The organism is Campylobacter concisus, from assembly GCF_002913715.1.
Classification (GTDB): domain Bacteria; phylum Campylobacterota; class Campylobacteria; order Campylobacterales; family Campylobacteraceae; genus Campylobacter_A; species Campylobacter_A concisus_AG.
This window is the reverse complement of record NZ_PPCE01000006.1, coordinates 23,118-40,293: the sequence shown is the minus strand read 5'-3', so window position 1 is coordinate 40,293 and position 17,176 is coordinate 23,118. Positions and strand designations below refer to the sequence as shown.

Genomic DNA, 17,176 nt, shown 5'->3' with positions numbered 1-17,176 from the left:
TAATGCAAGATATAGCTGAAATTTTACAAGAGATAAAACGCGGTGTTGCCGAGATTATTGACTTTGAAAGAGTTGAGAATTTAATAAAAAACTATTATGAAAAAGGTGAAAATTTCTATGTAAAGGCTGGTTTTGATCCAACTGCTCCAGACCTTCACTTAGGTCACACAGTCGTTTTAAACAAGATGGCACTTCTTCAAAAGCATGGTGCGATCGTGCAGTTTTTGATAGGCGACTTCACTGCTCAAATAGGCGATCCAACCGGTAAATCAGTAACTAGAAAAAAGCTAGATCAAGAGACAGTTTTAAAAAATGCCAAAACTTATGAAGAGCAAGTTTTTAAAATTTTAGATCCAAAAAAAACCGTGATAATGTTTAACTCAAAATGGTCAAATGAGCTTGGAGCTGCCGGAATGATAGAGCTAACTAGCACATTTTCAGTCGCTAGAATGCTAGAGCGCGATGATTTTGAAAAAAGGATAAAATCTGGCAGTCCAATTTCAATTTGTGAATTTATGTATCCGCTTCTTCAAGGTTATGATAGCGTTGCTATGAAGTGCGATATCGAGATGGGCGGTACGGATCAGAAATTTAACCTTCTAATGGGCAGAACTTTGCAGAGAATTTATAACGTCGGCAAAGAGCAAGCTGTAATCATGATGCCACTTCTTGAGGGGCTTGATGGTGTAAATAAGATGAGCAAAAGTCTTGGAAACTATATCGGCGTAACCGAAAATGCAAATGATATGTTTGCAAAGACGCTTAGTATAAGCGATGAGCTAATGTGGCGTTGGTACGAGCTTTTAAGTACAAAAAGCCTTGGCGAGATAGAAAATTTAATGAACGATGTAAAAAACGGCAAGTATCATCCAAAAAAAGCAAAAGAGGACCTTGCGTATGAGATAACAGCAAGGTATCACGGAGAGGAAGCTGCAAAAACTGCGATGGCTGAGTTTAATAGCGTGCACTCTCAAAATCAGCTCCCAACTGATATCAAAGAATTTAGCTTAAAAGCACCAGTTTGGATCGTGGAAGCTCTATCGCAGTGTGAGCTAAGTGAGTCAAATTCTCAAGCAAGACGCGACATAAAGGCAAATGCGGTTAGCATTAATCAAGAAAAGATTAGCGATGAGCAGTTAAAATTAGAGGCAGGTGAATATATCTTGCAAGTAGGAAAGCGTAAATTTGCAAAAGTAAAGGTTGAATAGATGGAGTTAAAGCCATTAAAAATAGGAAAATATGAGATAAAATATCCGATATTTCAAGGCGGTATGGGACTTGGTATCAGCTGGGATAAACTAGCTGGCAATGTCAGCCTAGAAGGCGGTCTTGGAATAATCAGCTCAGTTGGTACAGGATATTATGAAAATCGTAAATTTATAAATAAAGAGCTAAATGCAAAGCCATTTGGAAGTGAGAATTTCTACTCAACAAGAGGTCTTAGAGCAATTATTGAGAATGCACGAAAAATTTGTGGCGACCTGCCACTTGGTGTAAATATAATGTACGCTGCAAATGACTACGCAAGAGTGGTAAAAGATGCTTGTGAAGCCGGCATAAACATCATCGTATCGGGCGCTGGACTACCTACAAATTTGCCAGAATTTACACAAAATTTTAAAGAGGTTGCACTAGTTCCTATTATCTCAAGCGCAAAAGCACTAAAGATCATCTGCAAACGTTGGCTACAAAGATATGATCGCTTGCCAGATGCTGTTGTGCTTGAAGGACCACTAAGCGGCGGACATCAGGGCTTTACTTACGAGCAGTGCCTTGATCCTGAGTTTTCGCTATTTAATCTAATTCCACAAGTAAAGGCCGAGATAAAAGAGTGGGGCGACTTTCCGCTCATCGCAGCCGGTGGAATTTGGGATAAAAATGATATTGAAAAAGCAATATCGCTAGGCGCAGACGGCGTTCAGATGGGTACACGCTTCATCGGCACTCATGAGTGTGACGCGGATATTGGCTTTAAAGAAGTGATACTAGCAGCCGAGGAAAAAGACATTGAGCTTATAAAAAGCCCAGTTGGCTATCCGGCTCGTGGGATTAGAACAAATTTGATAAATTTGGTAGAAAAAAGGATGGGACCAAAGATCCAGTGTATAAGCAACTGTGTGAGCCCTTGTCAAAGGGGCAAAGGAGCTAAAGAGGTTGGATATTGCATCGCTGATAGGCTGTTTGACTCATTTAGCGGCAAAAAAGAGACTGGGTTATTTTTCACGGGAGCAAATGGATATAAGCTAAAAGAGCTAATAAGCGTAAAAGAGCTAATGCACAAGCTGGTACATGGTGAATGAAACGAGCGATAATTCTCTTTTTTATTGTTTGTAATTTTCTTTTTGCTGCGACAAATTCAGAGATATTTGCAAAATTTGATAAAAATTTTGCCAGCTCAAGCAGAAGTGCAAAGATTAAATTTCACAACGATATAAAAGATATCTATGTCGACGCGATCATAAAAAATGACAAAAATATAAAAAAACAAGCACTCACAAGGCTTATAACCAGCTCAAAATCGCTTGGTTTTGATTCAGGTGGGTATATAAAAGATCTAAATGCACTAAATGGCGTAAAGAGCGCTAGTACGCCTAGTACTACTACTTTGACGCTGCTTAGTGCAACCAAGGTAAATGACACTTTAGTACTTAAGTTTAATACAAAAATCGATACTGCAAAACTAAAAACATCCTTTTTAAAGCAACAAAATACATATAAAAACATTATGGATATCGATGGTAGATTAAATGGTAATCCGCTAACTTATAAAAATTTTATATCTGATTACATTCACATCTCGCAGTATGATAAAAATACTGTTAGAGTTATTTTTTCTGATAAGGTCCAAAAGACTATAAAAGCAAATGCGACAGGCGATCTGCTTGTAATCAGCGCTCAAAATTTTATCTCAAACGAAAATGTAAAAGCACCACTTCATAAAACTAAAAATAAAAATGAAGAAGTGCCACACAAAGAGCCTGAGCCAAATTTAAAGCCGCAGCCTGCACAAAGTGAGCCAGTGACAGCACCTTTGCCACCAGTTGCGACTGGTAAATTTTCACGCAACAAAACGATCGTCATCGATCCGGGTCATGGCGGCACAGACCCTGGCGCGGTAAATGGCAAACTGCAAGAAAAAACAGCCGTTTTAGGTGTAGCCAAAAAGCTTGGCGACATACTAAAAGCGCGTGGCTACAAGGTCTTTTTTACCAGGTCAACCGATGTCTTTATAAATTTAAGAACAAGAACAAAATTTGCAAATGATAAGATGGCTGATCTATTTGTTTCCATTCACGCAAATGCCGCTCCAAATGCCACAAAGGCAAAGAGCATGCACGGCATTGAGACATTTTTCTTATCGCCTGCAAGAAGTGAACGTAGTAAAAACGCGGCCGCGCTTGAAAATAAATCAGACATCGAAGAGATGAATTACTTTTCACAGCAGACATTTTTAAATGTACTAAATCGCGAGAAGATCATCGCCTCAAACAAGCTTGGCATCGATATCCAAAAAGAAATTTTAGCAAGTGCCAGAAAAGTCTATGCTGCAAGTGATGGCAGTGTGAGAGAGGCGCCGTTTTGGGTACTTGTTGGTGCTCTTATGCCAGCAGTTCTTGTTGAGATCGGCTATATCACGCATCCAGTTGAGGGTGAAAAGCTCTTTAATGATGCATATCAAAACGCCCTTGCAAACGGCATAGCAAACGGCATAGATGGATATTTCGCAAAAAATAGATGAAAAATGCAAATTTAAGCTTTAAAGGGCAAATTCCATTTAACGAGGAGTTTGGTGACATCTACTTTAATACCGATAAACCTTGGCTTGAGAGTGAATTTGTCTTTGCAAGTGCACTTGATGAAATTTGGCAGAGCAAAGACAGTTTCATAGTTGCTGAGACTGGCTTTGGTGCTGGGCTAAATTTCTTTACGCTTTGTAAGAAATTTAAAGGTAGTAATAAAAAACTTCACTTTGTTAGCATCGAAAAAAGCCCTATTAAAAAAGAAGATATTTTAAAAATTTATGAAAATTTAGGCATTTTTAAAGCTTATGCTAGAAAGCTGGTTTCGCTCTATCCGCCGCTAATCTCAGGCATACACCGTATAAATTTTGCACCAAATATCACACTTAATCTTTGCTACGGCGAGGCTAAAGAAATTTTACCTGAGCTTGATTTTATTGCCGACATCTGGTTTCTAGACGGCTTTGCTCCAAGTAAAAATGGCTCAATCTGGAGCGAAGAAATTTTTAGGCAGATCGCAAGACTAAGCAAGGTTGGCACGATTGCTAGAACCTACTCGTGTGCAAAAATGGTAAAAGACGGGCTAAAGGGCGCTGGCTTTTTGCTAAGCCTAAAAGAGGGTTACGCTAGAAAACGCCAGATGAGTAGCGCCGTGCTAGAGAAAAAAGATGAAAATTTAAAGGATGCTTGGTTTGCAAGATGCGAGCCACTGGCTAAGCCAAAAAACAAAACAGCGCTTATCATAGGAGCTGGCGTGGCTGGACTTGCAACAGCTAGCGAGCTAGCTAAAAATGGCTTTAAGGTTGTGATCGCTGAGGCAAAGGATGAAGTGGCTACAAATGGCTCAGGCAATCACTGTGGTGCTTTGATGCCGCTAGTTACCAAGCCTGGTGTAAATTTAGGTCGCATGCATTTAAACGCATTTTTGCAAGCAGTGAGATTTTACAAGGCAACTTTGCCAAAAAGCCTTATCAAATTTAATGGCTGCATAGACTACGCATTTGATGATGAGCTCACTAAAAGATATGGCTCGTGGCAAACTCAAAGCGTAGAGGATATTTTTAAATTTGATGAGAACTTGAAGCCATATCCTGGGATATTTATAAAAGAGGCAGCATACGCTAGACCAAGAGAAATTTGTAAATTTTTATCATGTAGTTTTGAAATTTTATTTAATCACGAGTATGAGAGTAGGGCACATCTACAAAACGGCAAGATCAGTGTTAAATTTAAAAATGGTAAAAATTTAGAGACCGATATTTTGGTCTTTTGCACTGGCAGTAAGAGCAGTGAAATTTTTAAGGGTTACGACATGCAAATAAGCAGTGTCCGAGGCCAAGTCACGCACCTAAAACCAGTGCTAAAAAATGCCATGCCGCTAAGCGCAAAAGGCTACATCTGTCCAGCCGTAAAAGGCGTGCAAGTCATCGGCGCAACTTATGCCAGAAATGAAATTTGCGATACGCCTAAAGTTGAGGATAACGCTAAAAATTTAAGCGATGTAAGCGAGTTTTTTGACACCACAAAAGCCGCCATTATCGGCTCACGTGTGGGATATAGGAGCTATAGTGGAGACAGATTTCCGATAATTGGCGCCTTGCATGATGAGGAATTTTACAAGCAAAACTACAAAGGGCTATTTTGGAGCAAAAATAAAGATAACAATCCAAAAGCAAGCTACGAAAAAAATGTCTTTGTAAATTTTGCTCACGGCTCGCGAGGTCTTTGCACAGCTATACTTGGAGCAAATTTGGTAGCTGATCTTGTACTTGATCGACCACTTTGCATAGAAAGATCGCTATTCCACGAGCTTCATCCAGCTAGATTTTTGATAAGAAAACTAAAAAAGGGATTAAAACTTTAAGAGAGAATTAGCAGAAATTCCTAGTACAAGATACTAGGAATTTCTTATAAGATAAGGCTTAAAGCCTTGTTTTCATCTTTTCAAATTCATCTTTTATAACTTGCTCGTGAGGTTCGCTCGTCATTTTATTTATCGCATCGCCCCAGATACTTACGCTAATGATCGCTATACAAGAAGCTATGATGCCAGGTAAAATTTCATAAACATAAACGTTTAGCCCTGAAGTGATCCAAAATATTACGGTCGCACCTCCAGCTATCATACCGGCTAATGCTCCAAGTGCACTCATGCGCTTCCAGTAGAGGCTAAAAAGTAGCACTGGTCCAAAGCTCGCACCAAATCCAGCCCAAGCGTTGCCAACGACGTTTAGGACATTGTCTGTTGAGATAAAGGCAAGTATAGTAGCAACTATGGCCACTACTACGACAGCATAGCGACTGATCGCTGTTTGTGTATTTTGACTAATCTCTTTTTTATAGAATGCAAAGATAAAGTCCTTTGTTACCGAGCTAGACGTAACTAAAAGCTGACTTGAGATAGTACTCATGATCGCTGAAAGCACAGCTGAGATGATAATGCCTATAAAAAATGGTGGGAAAAGTAGCTCGCCAAGCTTTAAAAACACCGTCTCAGGATCACTAAGCCCGCCCCTTTGACTAAAGTAGACAAAGCCAATAAGTCCGCTCATAATCGCACCAAGCAACCCAATGCTCATCCAACCAATGCCTATTCTTCTTGCTTTGGCAAGCTCTTTTGAATCGCGTATCGCCATAAATCTAACAATGATGTGTGGCTGTCCAAAATAGCCAAATCCCCAAGCCATAAGTCCTAAAATTCCCCAAAAAGTTTGATCTCTAAATGGATTTAGGTGATTTGTATCAAGCTTGCTTATCTCTTTTAGTAAATTTGTATCGCTTGGCAAGTCTAAATTTAGATATGCTACGACTGGGATCGAGACTAGGACACAAAACATCAAAAGTCCCTGAAATGCGTCAGTTATACTAACTGCTTTAAATCCACCAAAAAATGTGTAAAAGACTACAATAACAAGCGTAAAGACTGCTCCGTAGGCAAATTTTAAACCAAAAAAGCTCTCGAAAGTCTTGCCACCAGCGATGATGCCACTACTTACATAAAGTGTGAAAAAGATCAAAATGATAAGACCAGAGATGATTCTTAAAATTTTAGTCCTATCTTTAAAGCGATTTTCTAAAAAATCTGGTATCGTGATGCTATCACTCGCAACCTCAGTATAAATTCTAAGCCTCTTTGCTAAAAATAGATAGTTGCAGTAAGCTCCAATGATAAGACCGATTATCATCCACACATTTGCTATGCCAGTTGCGTATAAGGCTCCGGGCACGCCAAGTAGCATCCAACCACTCATATCAGAAGCACCAGCACTAAGTGCAGTAACCACTGGACCCATTCGACGGTTATCTAGCAGATACTCGTTCATACTTGCATTTTTATCGTAGAAATATCGTCCGATAAAGAGCAAAAAGCCAAAATAGATGGCGATGGCTAAATAAGACCCAAAGCTCATAAATTTCCTTTCAAATTAAGATAAATGGCTTATGTTAATATAAATTTTTTTAAATTACAACATTCGGCGCCGATCCTTAAACGCTTTTAAGCAAAATGATATAAATTTTTTCGTATTATTTAAAGCCATATTTTAAAGAGAAGGACGAAGTTGAAGGCTCAAAATTTAGCTAAATTTCTATTTTTTATAATTATCGTTTCACTTGGAGCATATTTTTTCTATCCAAGAGATCTTAGTGAGGCTCAAGAGATCGCTTATATCAAAAGTTACGGAGTGACTTTAGGACTTACGATAGGTGGTATTGCCATAGGCATAACACTTGGATTTACCTTGGCGTTTATTAAATTTTTAAATATCAAAGTCTTAAATTTTATAATTGATGAATATATCGATATCTTACGTGGAACACCTGTAATACTTCAACTTTTAATATTTTCAGTTGTCATTTTTGCAACATGGAGTGATAATTTTTATGTAGCTCTCATCGCACTTGGACTAAATAGCTCTGCTTATGTGGCCGAGATCGTGCGAAGTGGCATAAACAGCGTGGATAAAGGACAAATGGAAGCGGCTCGTGCGATGGGCCTAAACTACTATGTTTCGATGCGCGAGATAGTTTTTCCACAAGCTACAAAAAATATCTTGCCAGCTCTTGCAAATGAGTTTATATCGTTATTTAAAGAGACATCAGTCGTGGGTTATATAAGTGTCGTTGATATTACGATGCAAAGTAAGAGCTTGCAAGCGGTCTTTTATAGTCCAGAGCCAGTCATTTTTACAGGCATTGTCTATTATGTGAGTGTTAAATTTTTTACACTTTTGACAAAACTACTTGAGAGGAGATTAAACCGCCATGATTGAGATTAAAAATTTAAACAAAAGTTATGGCGATTTGCGAGTTTTAAATGATATTAGTGTAGATATAAAAAAAGGTGAAGTTATAGCGATAATTGGTCCAAGCGGTGGCGGTAAAAGTACGTTTTTACGTTGTTTAAACCGCCTTGAGGAGCCAGATAGCGGGCACATAAAGATAAATGGCGAAGATATTTTAGATAAAAAATCAGATATAAATAAAATTCGCCAAAAAGTGAGCATGGTTTTTCAGCACTTTAATCTTTTTGCAAATAAAAACGTCTTGCAAAATTTAACCCTAGCTCCAATAAAAGCTGGGATTTTGGATAAAGAAAGTGCAGAAAAAAGAGCTGATGAGTTGCTAAAAAGTGTTGGACTAAGCGATAAGAAATTCGCCTATCCACACAAGCTTTCAGGCGGACAGAAACAACGTATTGCGATCGCTAGAAGCCTAGCGATGGAGCCAGAAGTGATACTTTTTGACGAGCCGACAAGTGCGCTTGATCCTGAGATGATCGGAGAGGTGCTTGATATTATGAAAGATGTTGCCGCAAGGGGCATAACGATGCTTGTGGTGACCCATGAGATGGGCTTTGCAAGAAATGTGGCAAATAGAATTTTCTTTATGGATAAAGGCAAAATCGCAGTTGATGATACACCGAAAAATGTCTTTACAAATCCACAACATGAGCGTTTAAAAGAGTTTTTAGGCAAAATTTTAAATCATTAAAGGAGTAGAAAATGAGTAAAATTTTAAAATTTTTGATGGCAAGCTCGGTTTTATTTTTACTAGGTTGTAGCGATGACGCTAATAAAAAAAATACAGCAAATAATGCCGAAGAAGTTACTAAAAATGTAGTTTATAAAGTTGGCTCGAGCGCTGATTATCCACCTTTTGAATATCTTGATGAAAACAATAAAATTATTGGCTTTGAGATAGATTTATTAGACGAGATCACCAAAAAAACTGGGATAAAATTTGATGTTGCAAATATGAGCTTTGATGGACTGATATCAGCATTAAAAACCGGTAAAATCGATATTGCTATAAGCGGAATGAGTGCAACTGATGAGAGAAGAAAATCGGTTGATTTCACTAAGCCATATTATTTTTCAGAGAATTTATTTATCCGCAAAAAAGGCTCAGATGTAAATAAAGACAACCTTAAGGATAAGAAAATTTCAGCTCAAGTTGGCACACTTCAAGAAGAAGCAGCCAAAAGCATAACCACTAAGTCGATACCTGCTGAAAATGTAGCAGCTGCCATCATGTCACTAAACGCTGGTAAAATCGACGTTGTACTAACTGATAGTCCGATAGGGGTTGAGTATTTAAAACAAAATCCAGATTTAGAAGAATTTTTAAGAGTTCCTGATGGCACGGAAGGATTTGCAATGGCGTTTGATAAAGGCAAACACACTGAGCTTATCAAGAAGATAGACGCAGCGATCGATGAGCTGCAAAAATCTGGCGAATTTGACAAAATGCTAGATAAATATGGATTAAAGAAATAAATCTAAATACAAAATTTGCAGAGAAGCAGGAATTCTCTGCAAAAACTCACTTTTTTCTAATTTTTAAAATTTAACATCTTTTAAAAGTAAAATTAATAAAATGACTTAATTATTTTCAAGGAGAAAAAATGAAGCTTCTCAGGATGAGAACGGCATTTATTTTAAATGTGCTATTTTCTATTTGCATGTATCACAATTTTGTTAAAAAATTCCTACTATTTAATAAAGCTAAATATAAATTAAAATTTTACATAAATGCGTTAATCAATATTTTTTATAAAAATAACCAAAAGCATTTTTTGGTTGATAAATTTTAAGTATTAAAGTCGTATGGCTTTATTTTTTGAAGCAGATATTTAAAAAAACTAAAAGGAGAGAAAATGAATAATCTAGGTATTAAATCTAAGATTATGGCGATAGTTATCGTCAGTCTTATTGGCCTTGGTATCATGAGTGCATACATGCTAAATGGTATCTTAAAAACTCGCTCAAAAGCAGAGTTTAGTGAGAAAATCGTGGATACAATAATAAGTCAAAATAATTTTATCCATGAGATGCAAAAAGAACGCGGATTTAGTTCAGGTGTGTTAGCAGGAGGGGATAATAAAAATTTATTAGAGCAACGTAAAAAAGTAGATGCTGCGCTTGATAAGCTTGAGGAGAAAAATGAAATAGTTTCAGAGATAAATAGTATCCGCTCAAATGTAGATCAAAAAAGTGGCAATGACCTAATTAGTCGTATAACAAAAATTTTAAGAAAAGAGGTCATTGCTATAAATGGATATAGTGATAAGCTCGAGCCTAGCTTGGTAGATGATCTAAAGCGTATCATTATTGTTGGTGAGATAAAAGAGTCTCTTGGTATTTTGCGTGCTACTTTAAATGGGGTTTTTACTAAAAAGAGCATAAGCAAAGAGGACTACAATAAAGTAGTTGCACTAAATAGCGTTATAAATAAATTTATGCAGGATTTTGACGATTACAACCCAAAAGAATTTAGTGATGAATTTGATGCCATCGCTAGAAAAAAGGCTGATTTTATAGATGCGATGAATATTATTAAAAATGTAGTTGCCACTGAAGATGTATCTTATGATGCAGCGAGTTGGTTTTCAAAGATAAGCATTTCAATAGAAGCATTGAGAGAGCTTGAGCTTAAACTACTTGATAATATGCAAAAAGATGCAATACGTATTAAGGGTGATGCAAATACCGAACTTATTATAAGTTCTATTGTAATTGCGATTTGTATTTTGCTTATGTTGCTAATATCTACATTAATAGGTAAAAACCTGATCTCTGGCATAGATCAGACTAAAAATGGCTTAGTTAGATTTTTTGACTTCTTAAATTATAAATCTAATAAGGCTGAATTTTTAGATCGTAGTGGTAGCGACGAGATCGGACAGATGAGTGCACTGATAAATGAGAATATCAAACAAATCGAGGCAAATTTATCTGAGCAAAATAATTTCATTAAAGAAGCAAATACTTTTGTAAATCAAATTGGCAAAGGTAACTACGTAGCTCAGCTTAACGCAGATACTTCAAATCCTGCACTTAGCCAGCTAAAACAAACTTTCAAAGACTTACAAATCGCACTAAAACATGCTATTGCAGAAAATGGTGATGACGTGTTAAATCTACTAGAAAGCTTTAAAAAACAAGACTTTACTAAAAGGCTTGAAGATGATGGCAAAATGGCGGTTGGTATAAATGCCCTTGGTGAAGAGATAGCCAAGATGTTAAGAGCAAATTTAGATCAAGCTCATGTGCTAGAAGAAAAGGCTGAGTCTTTAAGTCAGTCAATGAAAGAACTAACTCAAGGTGCAAATGTACAAGCAAGCTCACTTCAAGAGTCTGCTGCTGCAGTAGAGCAAATGTCAAGCTCAATGAATGCAATATCTCAAAAAACATCTGATGTTATTAGACAAAGTGATGAGATCAAAAACATCATAACTATTATTAGAGATATAGCTGATCAAACAAATTTACTAGCTCTTAATGCCGCGATCGAGGCAGCACGTGCAGGAGAACATGGTAGAGGCTTTGCGGTTGTTGCAGATGAAGTTAGAAAACTAGCAGAGAGAACTCAAAAATCTCTAACAGAGATCGAAGCAAATACAAACGTACTAGCTCAATCAATCAATGAAATGAGTGAATCTATAAAAGAGCAAAGTGAAGGAATCAATATGATAAACCAATCAGTTGCTCAAATAGACACACTTACAAAAGAAAATGTAGTAATTGTCAATAAAGCAAATGAAGTAACATCTGATGTTGACGACATGGCTAAGGCGATAGTAAACGAAGTTAGAAAAAGTAAATTTTAATCTTTGACTTACTCTTAGAGCTCCTATTATTCTATCCCTTAAGATAATTAAGGGATAGAACTTATTTATAAAAATTTATATGCTACTTTGCTATACGATTATTTATAGCATTTTTCTTTTATTACGGATTTAAACAATTTTTAATAGAGAAATACTGATAATTAAGCCACTAAATCACCTTAAAGGACACTATTATGAAAAAGATCTTTGCTCTTTTACTCACAGCTTTTGTTGCTCTTTGTGCAAACGAGCTAAAATTTGGCACAGCGGCGAACTATCCGCCATTTGAATATATCGATGAAAATAACAAAATAACAGGTTTTGACATTGAGCTGATTGATGAAATTTCAAAGCGTGCAGGCTTTTCATATAAGATCATAAATATGAGTTTTGATGGCCTTATCCCAGCACTTAAAGCTGGCAAAATAAATGGCATAATAAGTGCGATGAGTGCGACTTCAGATAGATTAAAATCGATTGATTTTACAAAGCCATACTATCTAACTGAAAACCTCTACCTAAAGAAAAAAGGCAATGACGCATTAAAAGCTAAAGATGAGCTAGCTGGCAAAAGAGTTGGCGTGCAACAAGGCACCGTCCAAGAGCTAGCAGCAAATGCTATAAATGGCGTAAAAGTAGTGCCTTCAGAAGATACTGTGCCACTTATCATGGGATTAAAAGTTGGCAAATTTGACGCAGTCATCCTTGATAGCTCTATCGGATATGGCTTTATCAAGAAAAATCCAGAACTTGAAGCATTTTTCAAAGAAGTTGATGGTAGCGAGGGCTTTTCAATAGCTTTTGATAAAGGAAAAGAGAGCGCGTTAATAGAGAAAATAAATCAAATTTTAGATGATATGAAAAAAGACGGAAGCTACGAAGCTTTACTTAAAAAATATGATCTAAAATAATCTTCTAGCCTGCAAATTTGCAGGCTTATGCTAAATTCTGCTTTGTCTATCGATTAAAATTAAAAAGGAAAATAATGAGAAAAATTTTGTTGCTTTTTTGTCTAGTAATGGGTCTTTTTGCGCTTCAAAACGATAAAGATATGTTAAATGGAGAGCTAAAAAACGGGCTAAAATACTATATCAAAGAGAATAAATTTCCACAAAAAACAGCTATTTTTTATCTTGTTATAAATTCTGGTTCAACTGATGAAAAAGACGGCGAGCAAGGTCTTGCTCACTTTTTGGAGCACATGGCATTTAATGGCAGCCGCGACTTTAGCAAAAATGAGCTCATTAAACAGCTCGAGAGCCTTGGTGTGAAATTTGGAGCCGATCTAAACGCGCAGACGAGCTACGATCAGACGAGCTATGTCTTAACGATTAATGTAAATGAGAAAAATTTACAAGATACATTTAAGGTCTTTTCGAATTGGATAGATGGCGTTAAAATCGATCCTAAGGAGCTTGATAAAGAGCGTGGCGTCATAATGGAAGAAGAGCGCCAGAGAAATACGCCAGGATATAGGCTTTATTTGGCTCAAACAAAAGATATTTTTGAGGACAGTATCTATCTAAAAAGAGTGCCAATAGGCGATATAAACGTCATCAAAAGCGTAGATGCTAAGCATATGCAAGAATTTTACGAGAGGCTTTATCAGCCAAGATTTATGAGCTTTGTCGCTGTTGGCGACTTTGATAAAAATGAGATAAAAAGCTTAATCGAAAAAAACTTTAGCCAAGCAAAAAATACAAATTCTTACATTCATCCAGAAAAAAATATCAGCTTTAAAAATGGTTTAAATATTTTTAACTATGACTCAAATGAAACTGGAATGGAGCTAGTTAGACTTAGCTATTTTGATAAATTTAGCCCGGTTGTAAATGAAGCTGATGCAAAGAGGAATCTAAAAGATGCACTTATCGCAAGCCTGATAAATATGCTTTATGAGCAAAAAAATGCAAATAATTCATCAAATTTAAGTACTGATTTTATAGCTCAAACACTTCAAGCAAAGCAGAAAATTTATAGTTTTGAAACAAATGTACTTGGAGGCGATTTTAACGCAAGCCTTAAAGATATGCTTGGCGTTATAAAAGGCATTAAAGAGTTTGGCTTTAATAAAGATGATTTTGAAGATGTGAAAAAGGCGTTTGTGGCAAATGTAGATGCAAAATTTAAACGCTCAAAGACTAAAAAGTCAAGCGCTTACGCAGGACAAATTTTAAATATGATAGAAAATGGTGGCTTTGTGTTAAGTGATGAAGATGAAAAAGAGCTTAGTTTAAAGCTATTAAACGAGATTACGCTAGAAGACGTTAATGATAGATTTAGGCAAATTTTGGCCATTTCTGATGAGCGTGTAAGAATTTTTAGCAAAGATGGCTTTAGGCTTAGCAAAGATGAGTTTTTAAAGCTTTTTGCCAAGGCGCCTGCTTATAACACAAGCCTATCTGGTAGCAATAACGACAAGAGTCTAGGCAATGAAAATTTAGAGCCAAAAGAGATAAGCTCAAGAAGCTTTGATGAAAAAAATGGAATTTATACCTACAAAATGTCAAATGGCTCGCAAGTTATCTTTAAGCCACTAGCCACTAAAAAAGATAGCGTTTTGTTTGCAGCCGTCAGCAAAGGAGGCACATCAAATTTGGCTGATCCAAAGCTTGGTAGCTTTGCCGTTGCGCTCACAAATGAAAGCGGTGTTGGTAAATTTAATAACTATGAGCTCTCAAAGGCACTAAATGGAAAGATCGTAAGCTATGAAAAGGGCATAGAAGCGCTCACACAGGGCATTTATGGCTCATCAAGCACAAGCGATCTTAGCTCGCTGCTAGCTGTTATAAATTTAGAATTTAATGCTCCAAGAGCCGATGCAAACGTGCTTGAGAGGATAAAGCAAAGAGCAAAAGATGAGCTAGCTAAAGAGCAAAATTTGCCTGAATATAAATTTAGTACCGAATTTAGCAAGTTTTTTTATGAAAACAATAAACGTGTCGCGCCACTTGAGACGGCTGATATCGATGCGTTAAAGCTAAATGAGCTAAAAGAGATCATCAAAGATAAATTTACAAATGCAGCCTCATATACTTTTGTAATCATCGGCGACACCGACGAAGAGAGGCTTTTACCACTTATTAAAAAGTATATCGCCACCTTGCCAAAGCTTGGCGAAGCTGAAAATTTTAAAGACGATGGCGTGCGAAGTATCAAGGGTCAGCATACATTTAAAAGAGAGTATCAGACCTCAAAAAGAAGCGATGTTGGTATAAACATCATAAATTCTGATGCGAAATATAGTTTTGAAAAAGCGATTAGGTTAAGGGCATTAAGCGAAATTTTAAAAACGGCGCTTCGAGAAAAGATCAGAGAAGATAAGGGCCAAACATATGGCTTTAGCCTAAATGCCAAGCTCTCACGCTATCCTTTTGAGCATTCAGATATGCTAATTAGTTTTACTTGTGATCCCGCAAACACGGACAAGATTATCGCTGAGATAAAGCAGATAATAGCTAGCATCAAGAGTAGTGGCGTGATCTTGCCAAAGCATTTGGAAGATTTTAAGGCACAGAGTGAAATTTCTATAAAAAAAGATTATGAAAAGCCTGAGTTTTGGCAAAAGCTCATCATCTCAAATAAAATTTTTAAAACGCCACTTTATACGGCTGATGAGTACATAAGCGCGGTAAAAGCTATCACAAATGACGAGATCAAAGAGGCAGCTAAGCTATATCTTGATGAGAAAAATATGGTGATAAGCATAAATAATCCAAAGTAGAAATTTATGGAGCTAAGCTGGCTAACTCTTTAAATTAAGCCTATGTAGAAATTTAGCGGCCAAGTCACCCACTAAAATTTCAGCCTAAAGCCAAAACTATGCGAGAATATCCTTTGGCTTTAGCTTGTTTAGCTTTTGTACTAGATCATCAAAGCTCGCTCCATTTTCGACCTCGCGTCTGATAAATTCCTCAAAAAATTCACGTTTTATATCCTTATCTGTGTAAGTTACGCTCTTTTTGGTAACTTGCATAGGCTTAAATTTCTCTTCTTCCATCTCTTCATCGCCATTTTCTCTAACTGGCGTAAGGGCGATATTTTGCAGCACATCAGCGATGCTCTCACCCTTTTCATAGCTTGTTTTTAGAAATTTTAAAAACTCATCTTTGCTGTTTTTATCAGCGTAGCTCACACGGTGCAACATAGGCTGACCTAAGAATTCTATACGTTTTTTATCCGAGCTTTGCTCGTAATGTAAAGCCCCGTCTTTAAAAGAAATTTTCACATTTGCATGCTCGCCAAGTATCCTTTCGGCGGTAAATTCCAGCCATTTATCTTTAAACTCATCGATGCTTAGATCAGAGTCTAGCAAATTTGTAGCCTCACGGCTTAGATAAAGAGCACCAAAAGCATTATTGATTATTTTGTTATTTACGTTCATTTTGTGATTTTTGATGAACTCATCTACGCTAAAGCCGTTTTTCTCGCTAGTGATTATGGAGTTTAGTCGCCAAAGCTTCGTACTATCAATGAAATTTTTAAGGCTAGAGATTTCATCTTTGCTCGCTCCGCTATCAAGGCCATTTATCTTGCCCCAGATAGAAATTTTATCATTTGATGAGTAGCCAGAGAGCGGTAGATGCTTGATATCCGCAGTTTTGGTGGGAATTTCTACTTTGTCTAATTTTGCGTTTGTGGCTTGGTACTTGCTAAAAGCGTCTTGGTAGTTAAAGCTTTGATTAAATCCATTTAGTGCGTTTATCATGTCAAAATCCTTTAACACAATATCGGCAAGCAGATTTAAATTTTAAGTGGATTATTTTTTATTGCGATATTTTTCAAAAATGGCGATCATTTGGTATGAGTTTTGGGCGATTTTAAATTTATTTGGATTTTTGCCAAGTAGCTCTTCTCTTAAAGAGTCAATAAATTCTCTATCTTTTTTGCAAGCCTCAAAGCTCACTCGCCCCCTAAGTACGGCCATAAATATAATATCAGCAGTCGCATTTATCATCTCAAGCATTTTTTCTTCGCTCATTTTTGTGGATTTTGCCCTTTTTAAAGCAAATATTATTCCTTTACGCTTACAAAATTTACTATTTTTACCTCTTGGCTCTCTTTGCAAGCCTCCAGTGCAGCTGCGTTTTTCACCATATGAGCGCTTTTCATATGCTCTTTTTGGCTTGTAAGATCTTCCCAAATTTCCATAAAGCAGTATTCGTTTTTACCACCCACAACCATGCCGCACTCGTAGCTTATGCAGCCTTTATCTTTTCTTGAAGCTAGTACGATCTCTTTTAAAATTTCTTCAAATTTCGCCTCACATCCAGCTTTTAACTTTACATTTACATAAAATCCAATCATCTGCCCATCCTTTAAAAAT

At 36.7% G+C, this 17,176-nt stretch carries 14 protein-coding genes; 10 read left to right on the top strand and 4 right to left on the bottom strand.

What is annotated here, in order from left to right; translation table 11 throughout:
• The first annotated feature begins 2 nt into the window (after nucleotides 1-2).
• From tyrS to mnmC, 4 genes are read left to right on the top strand one after another with little or no spacing between them, the layout of a single operon-like run.
• Complete coding sequence (tyrS, locus tag CYO92_RS03190; protein WP_103588353.1) at nucleotides 3-1,208, top strand: tyrosine--tRNA ligase; 1,206 nt, start codon at nucleotides 3-5, stop codon at nucleotides 1,206-1,208.
• Nucleotides 1,209-2,300, top strand: coding sequence for a nitronate monooxygenase (locus CYO92_RS03185; protein ID WP_021091713.1), 1,092 nt, complete (start codon nucleotides 1,209-1,211; stop codon nucleotides 2,298-2,300).
• Entirely contained in the window at nucleotides 2,297-3,739 is a 1,443-nt protein-coding gene (locus CYO92_RS03180; RefSeq protein ID WP_103588352.1) for an N-acetylmuramoyl-L-alanine amidase family protein, read from the top strand. The genes CYO92_RS03185 and CYO92_RS03180 overlap by 4 nt, the downstream gene beginning before the upstream one ends.
• A complete protein-coding gene (gene mnmC / locus CYO92_RS03175; protein ID WP_103588351.1) occupies nucleotides 3,736-5,604 on the top strand; it encodes a bifunctional tRNA (5-methylaminomethyl-2-thiouridine)(34)-methyltransferase MnmD/FAD-dependent 5-carboxymethylaminomethyl-2-thiouridine(34) oxidoreductase MnmC in 1,869 nt (622 codons plus the stop codon). The genes CYO92_RS03180 and mnmC overlap by 4 nt, the downstream gene beginning before the upstream one ends.
• A gap of 58 nt (nucleotides 5,605-5,662) precedes the next feature.
• Here mnmC and putP read toward each other — a convergent pair whose 3' ends face one another.
• Nucleotides 5,663-7,150: a sodium/proline symporter PutP gene (putP, locus tag CYO92_RS03170; protein ID WP_103588350.1), complete on the bottom strand. Its 1,488-nt coding sequence runs from the start codon at nucleotides 7,148-7,150 to the stop codon at nucleotides 5,663-5,665.
• Between the two features lie 150 nt (nucleotides 7,151-7,300).
• On the opposite strand from putP, the gene CYO92_RS03165 reads away from it, so the two are divergent.
• The 6 genes from CYO92_RS03165 (at nucleotide 7,301) to CYO92_RS03135 (ending at nucleotide 15,574) form a co-directional block, all read left to right on the top strand.
• Nucleotides 7,301-8,011 carry an amino acid ABC transporter permease gene (locus CYO92_RS03165; RefSeq protein WP_021091602.1) on the top strand — a complete coding sequence of 237 codons (711 nt, stop codon included), beginning with the start codon at nucleotides 7,301-7,303 and terminating at the stop codon, nucleotides 8,009-8,011.
• Complete coding sequence (locus tag CYO92_RS03160) at nucleotides 8,004-8,732, top strand: amino acid ABC transporter ATP-binding protein (protein WP_103588349.1); 729 nt, start codon at nucleotides 8,004-8,006, stop codon at nucleotides 8,730-8,732. Before CYO92_RS03165 ends, CYO92_RS03160 begins: the two co-directional genes overlap by 8 nt.
• Before the next feature lie 11 nt (nucleotides 8,733-8,743).
• Nucleotides 8,744-9,517: a transporter substrate-binding domain-containing protein gene (locus CYO92_RS03155; protein WP_087579059.1), complete on the top strand. Its 774-nt coding sequence runs from the start codon at nucleotides 8,744-8,746 to the stop codon at nucleotides 9,515-9,517.
• A gap of 380 nt (nucleotides 9,518-9,897) precedes the next feature.
• Entirely contained in the window at nucleotides 9,898-11,850 is a 1,953-nt protein-coding gene (locus CYO92_RS03145; protein WP_103588347.1) for a methyl-accepting chemotaxis protein, read from the top strand.
• Nucleotides 11,851-12,044: 194 nt separating this feature from the next.
• The gene (locus CYO92_RS03140; protein WP_103588346.1) at nucleotides 12,045-12,761 is read left to right on the top strand and encodes a transporter substrate-binding domain-containing protein; all 717 of its coding nucleotides are present in this window, start codon (nucleotides 12,045-12,047) and stop codon (nucleotides 12,759-12,761) included.
• Between the two features lie 74 nt (nucleotides 12,762-12,835).
• Nucleotides 12,836-15,574 carry a M16 family metallopeptidase gene (locus tag CYO92_RS03135; protein ID WP_103588345.1) on the top strand — a complete coding sequence of 913 codons (2,739 nt, stop codon included), beginning with the start codon at nucleotides 12,836-12,838 and terminating at the stop codon, nucleotides 15,572-15,574.
• Nucleotides 15,575-15,670: 96 nt separating this feature from the next.
• Here the strand turns inward: CYO92_RS03135 and CYO92_RS03130 are convergent, their stop codons facing one another.
• Genes CYO92_RS03130 through CYO92_RS03120 form a run of 3 tightly spaced genes read right to left on the bottom strand, consistent with a single transcriptional unit; the run spans nucleotide 15,671 to nucleotide 17,157 of the window.
• A complete protein-coding gene (locus CYO92_RS03130; RefSeq protein ID WP_103588344.1) occupies nucleotides 15,671-16,558 on the bottom strand; it encodes a hypothetical protein in 888 nt (295 codons plus the stop codon).
• 51 nt (nucleotides 16,559-16,609) lie between these two features.
• The gene (locus CYO92_RS03125) at nucleotides 16,610-16,831 is read right to left on the bottom strand and encodes a hypothetical protein (RefSeq protein ID WP_021091847.1); all 222 of its coding nucleotides are present in this window, start codon (nucleotides 16,829-16,831) and stop codon (nucleotides 16,610-16,612) included.
• Nucleotides 16,832-16,863: 32 nt separating this feature from the next.
• On the bottom strand, nucleotides 16,864-17,157 hold the full coding sequence (locus CYO92_RS03120) for a putative quinol monooxygenase (protein ID WP_103588343.1): 294 nt from the start codon (nucleotides 17,155-17,157) through the stop codon (nucleotides 16,864-16,866).
• Nucleotides 17,158-17,176 lie beyond the last annotated feature (19 nt).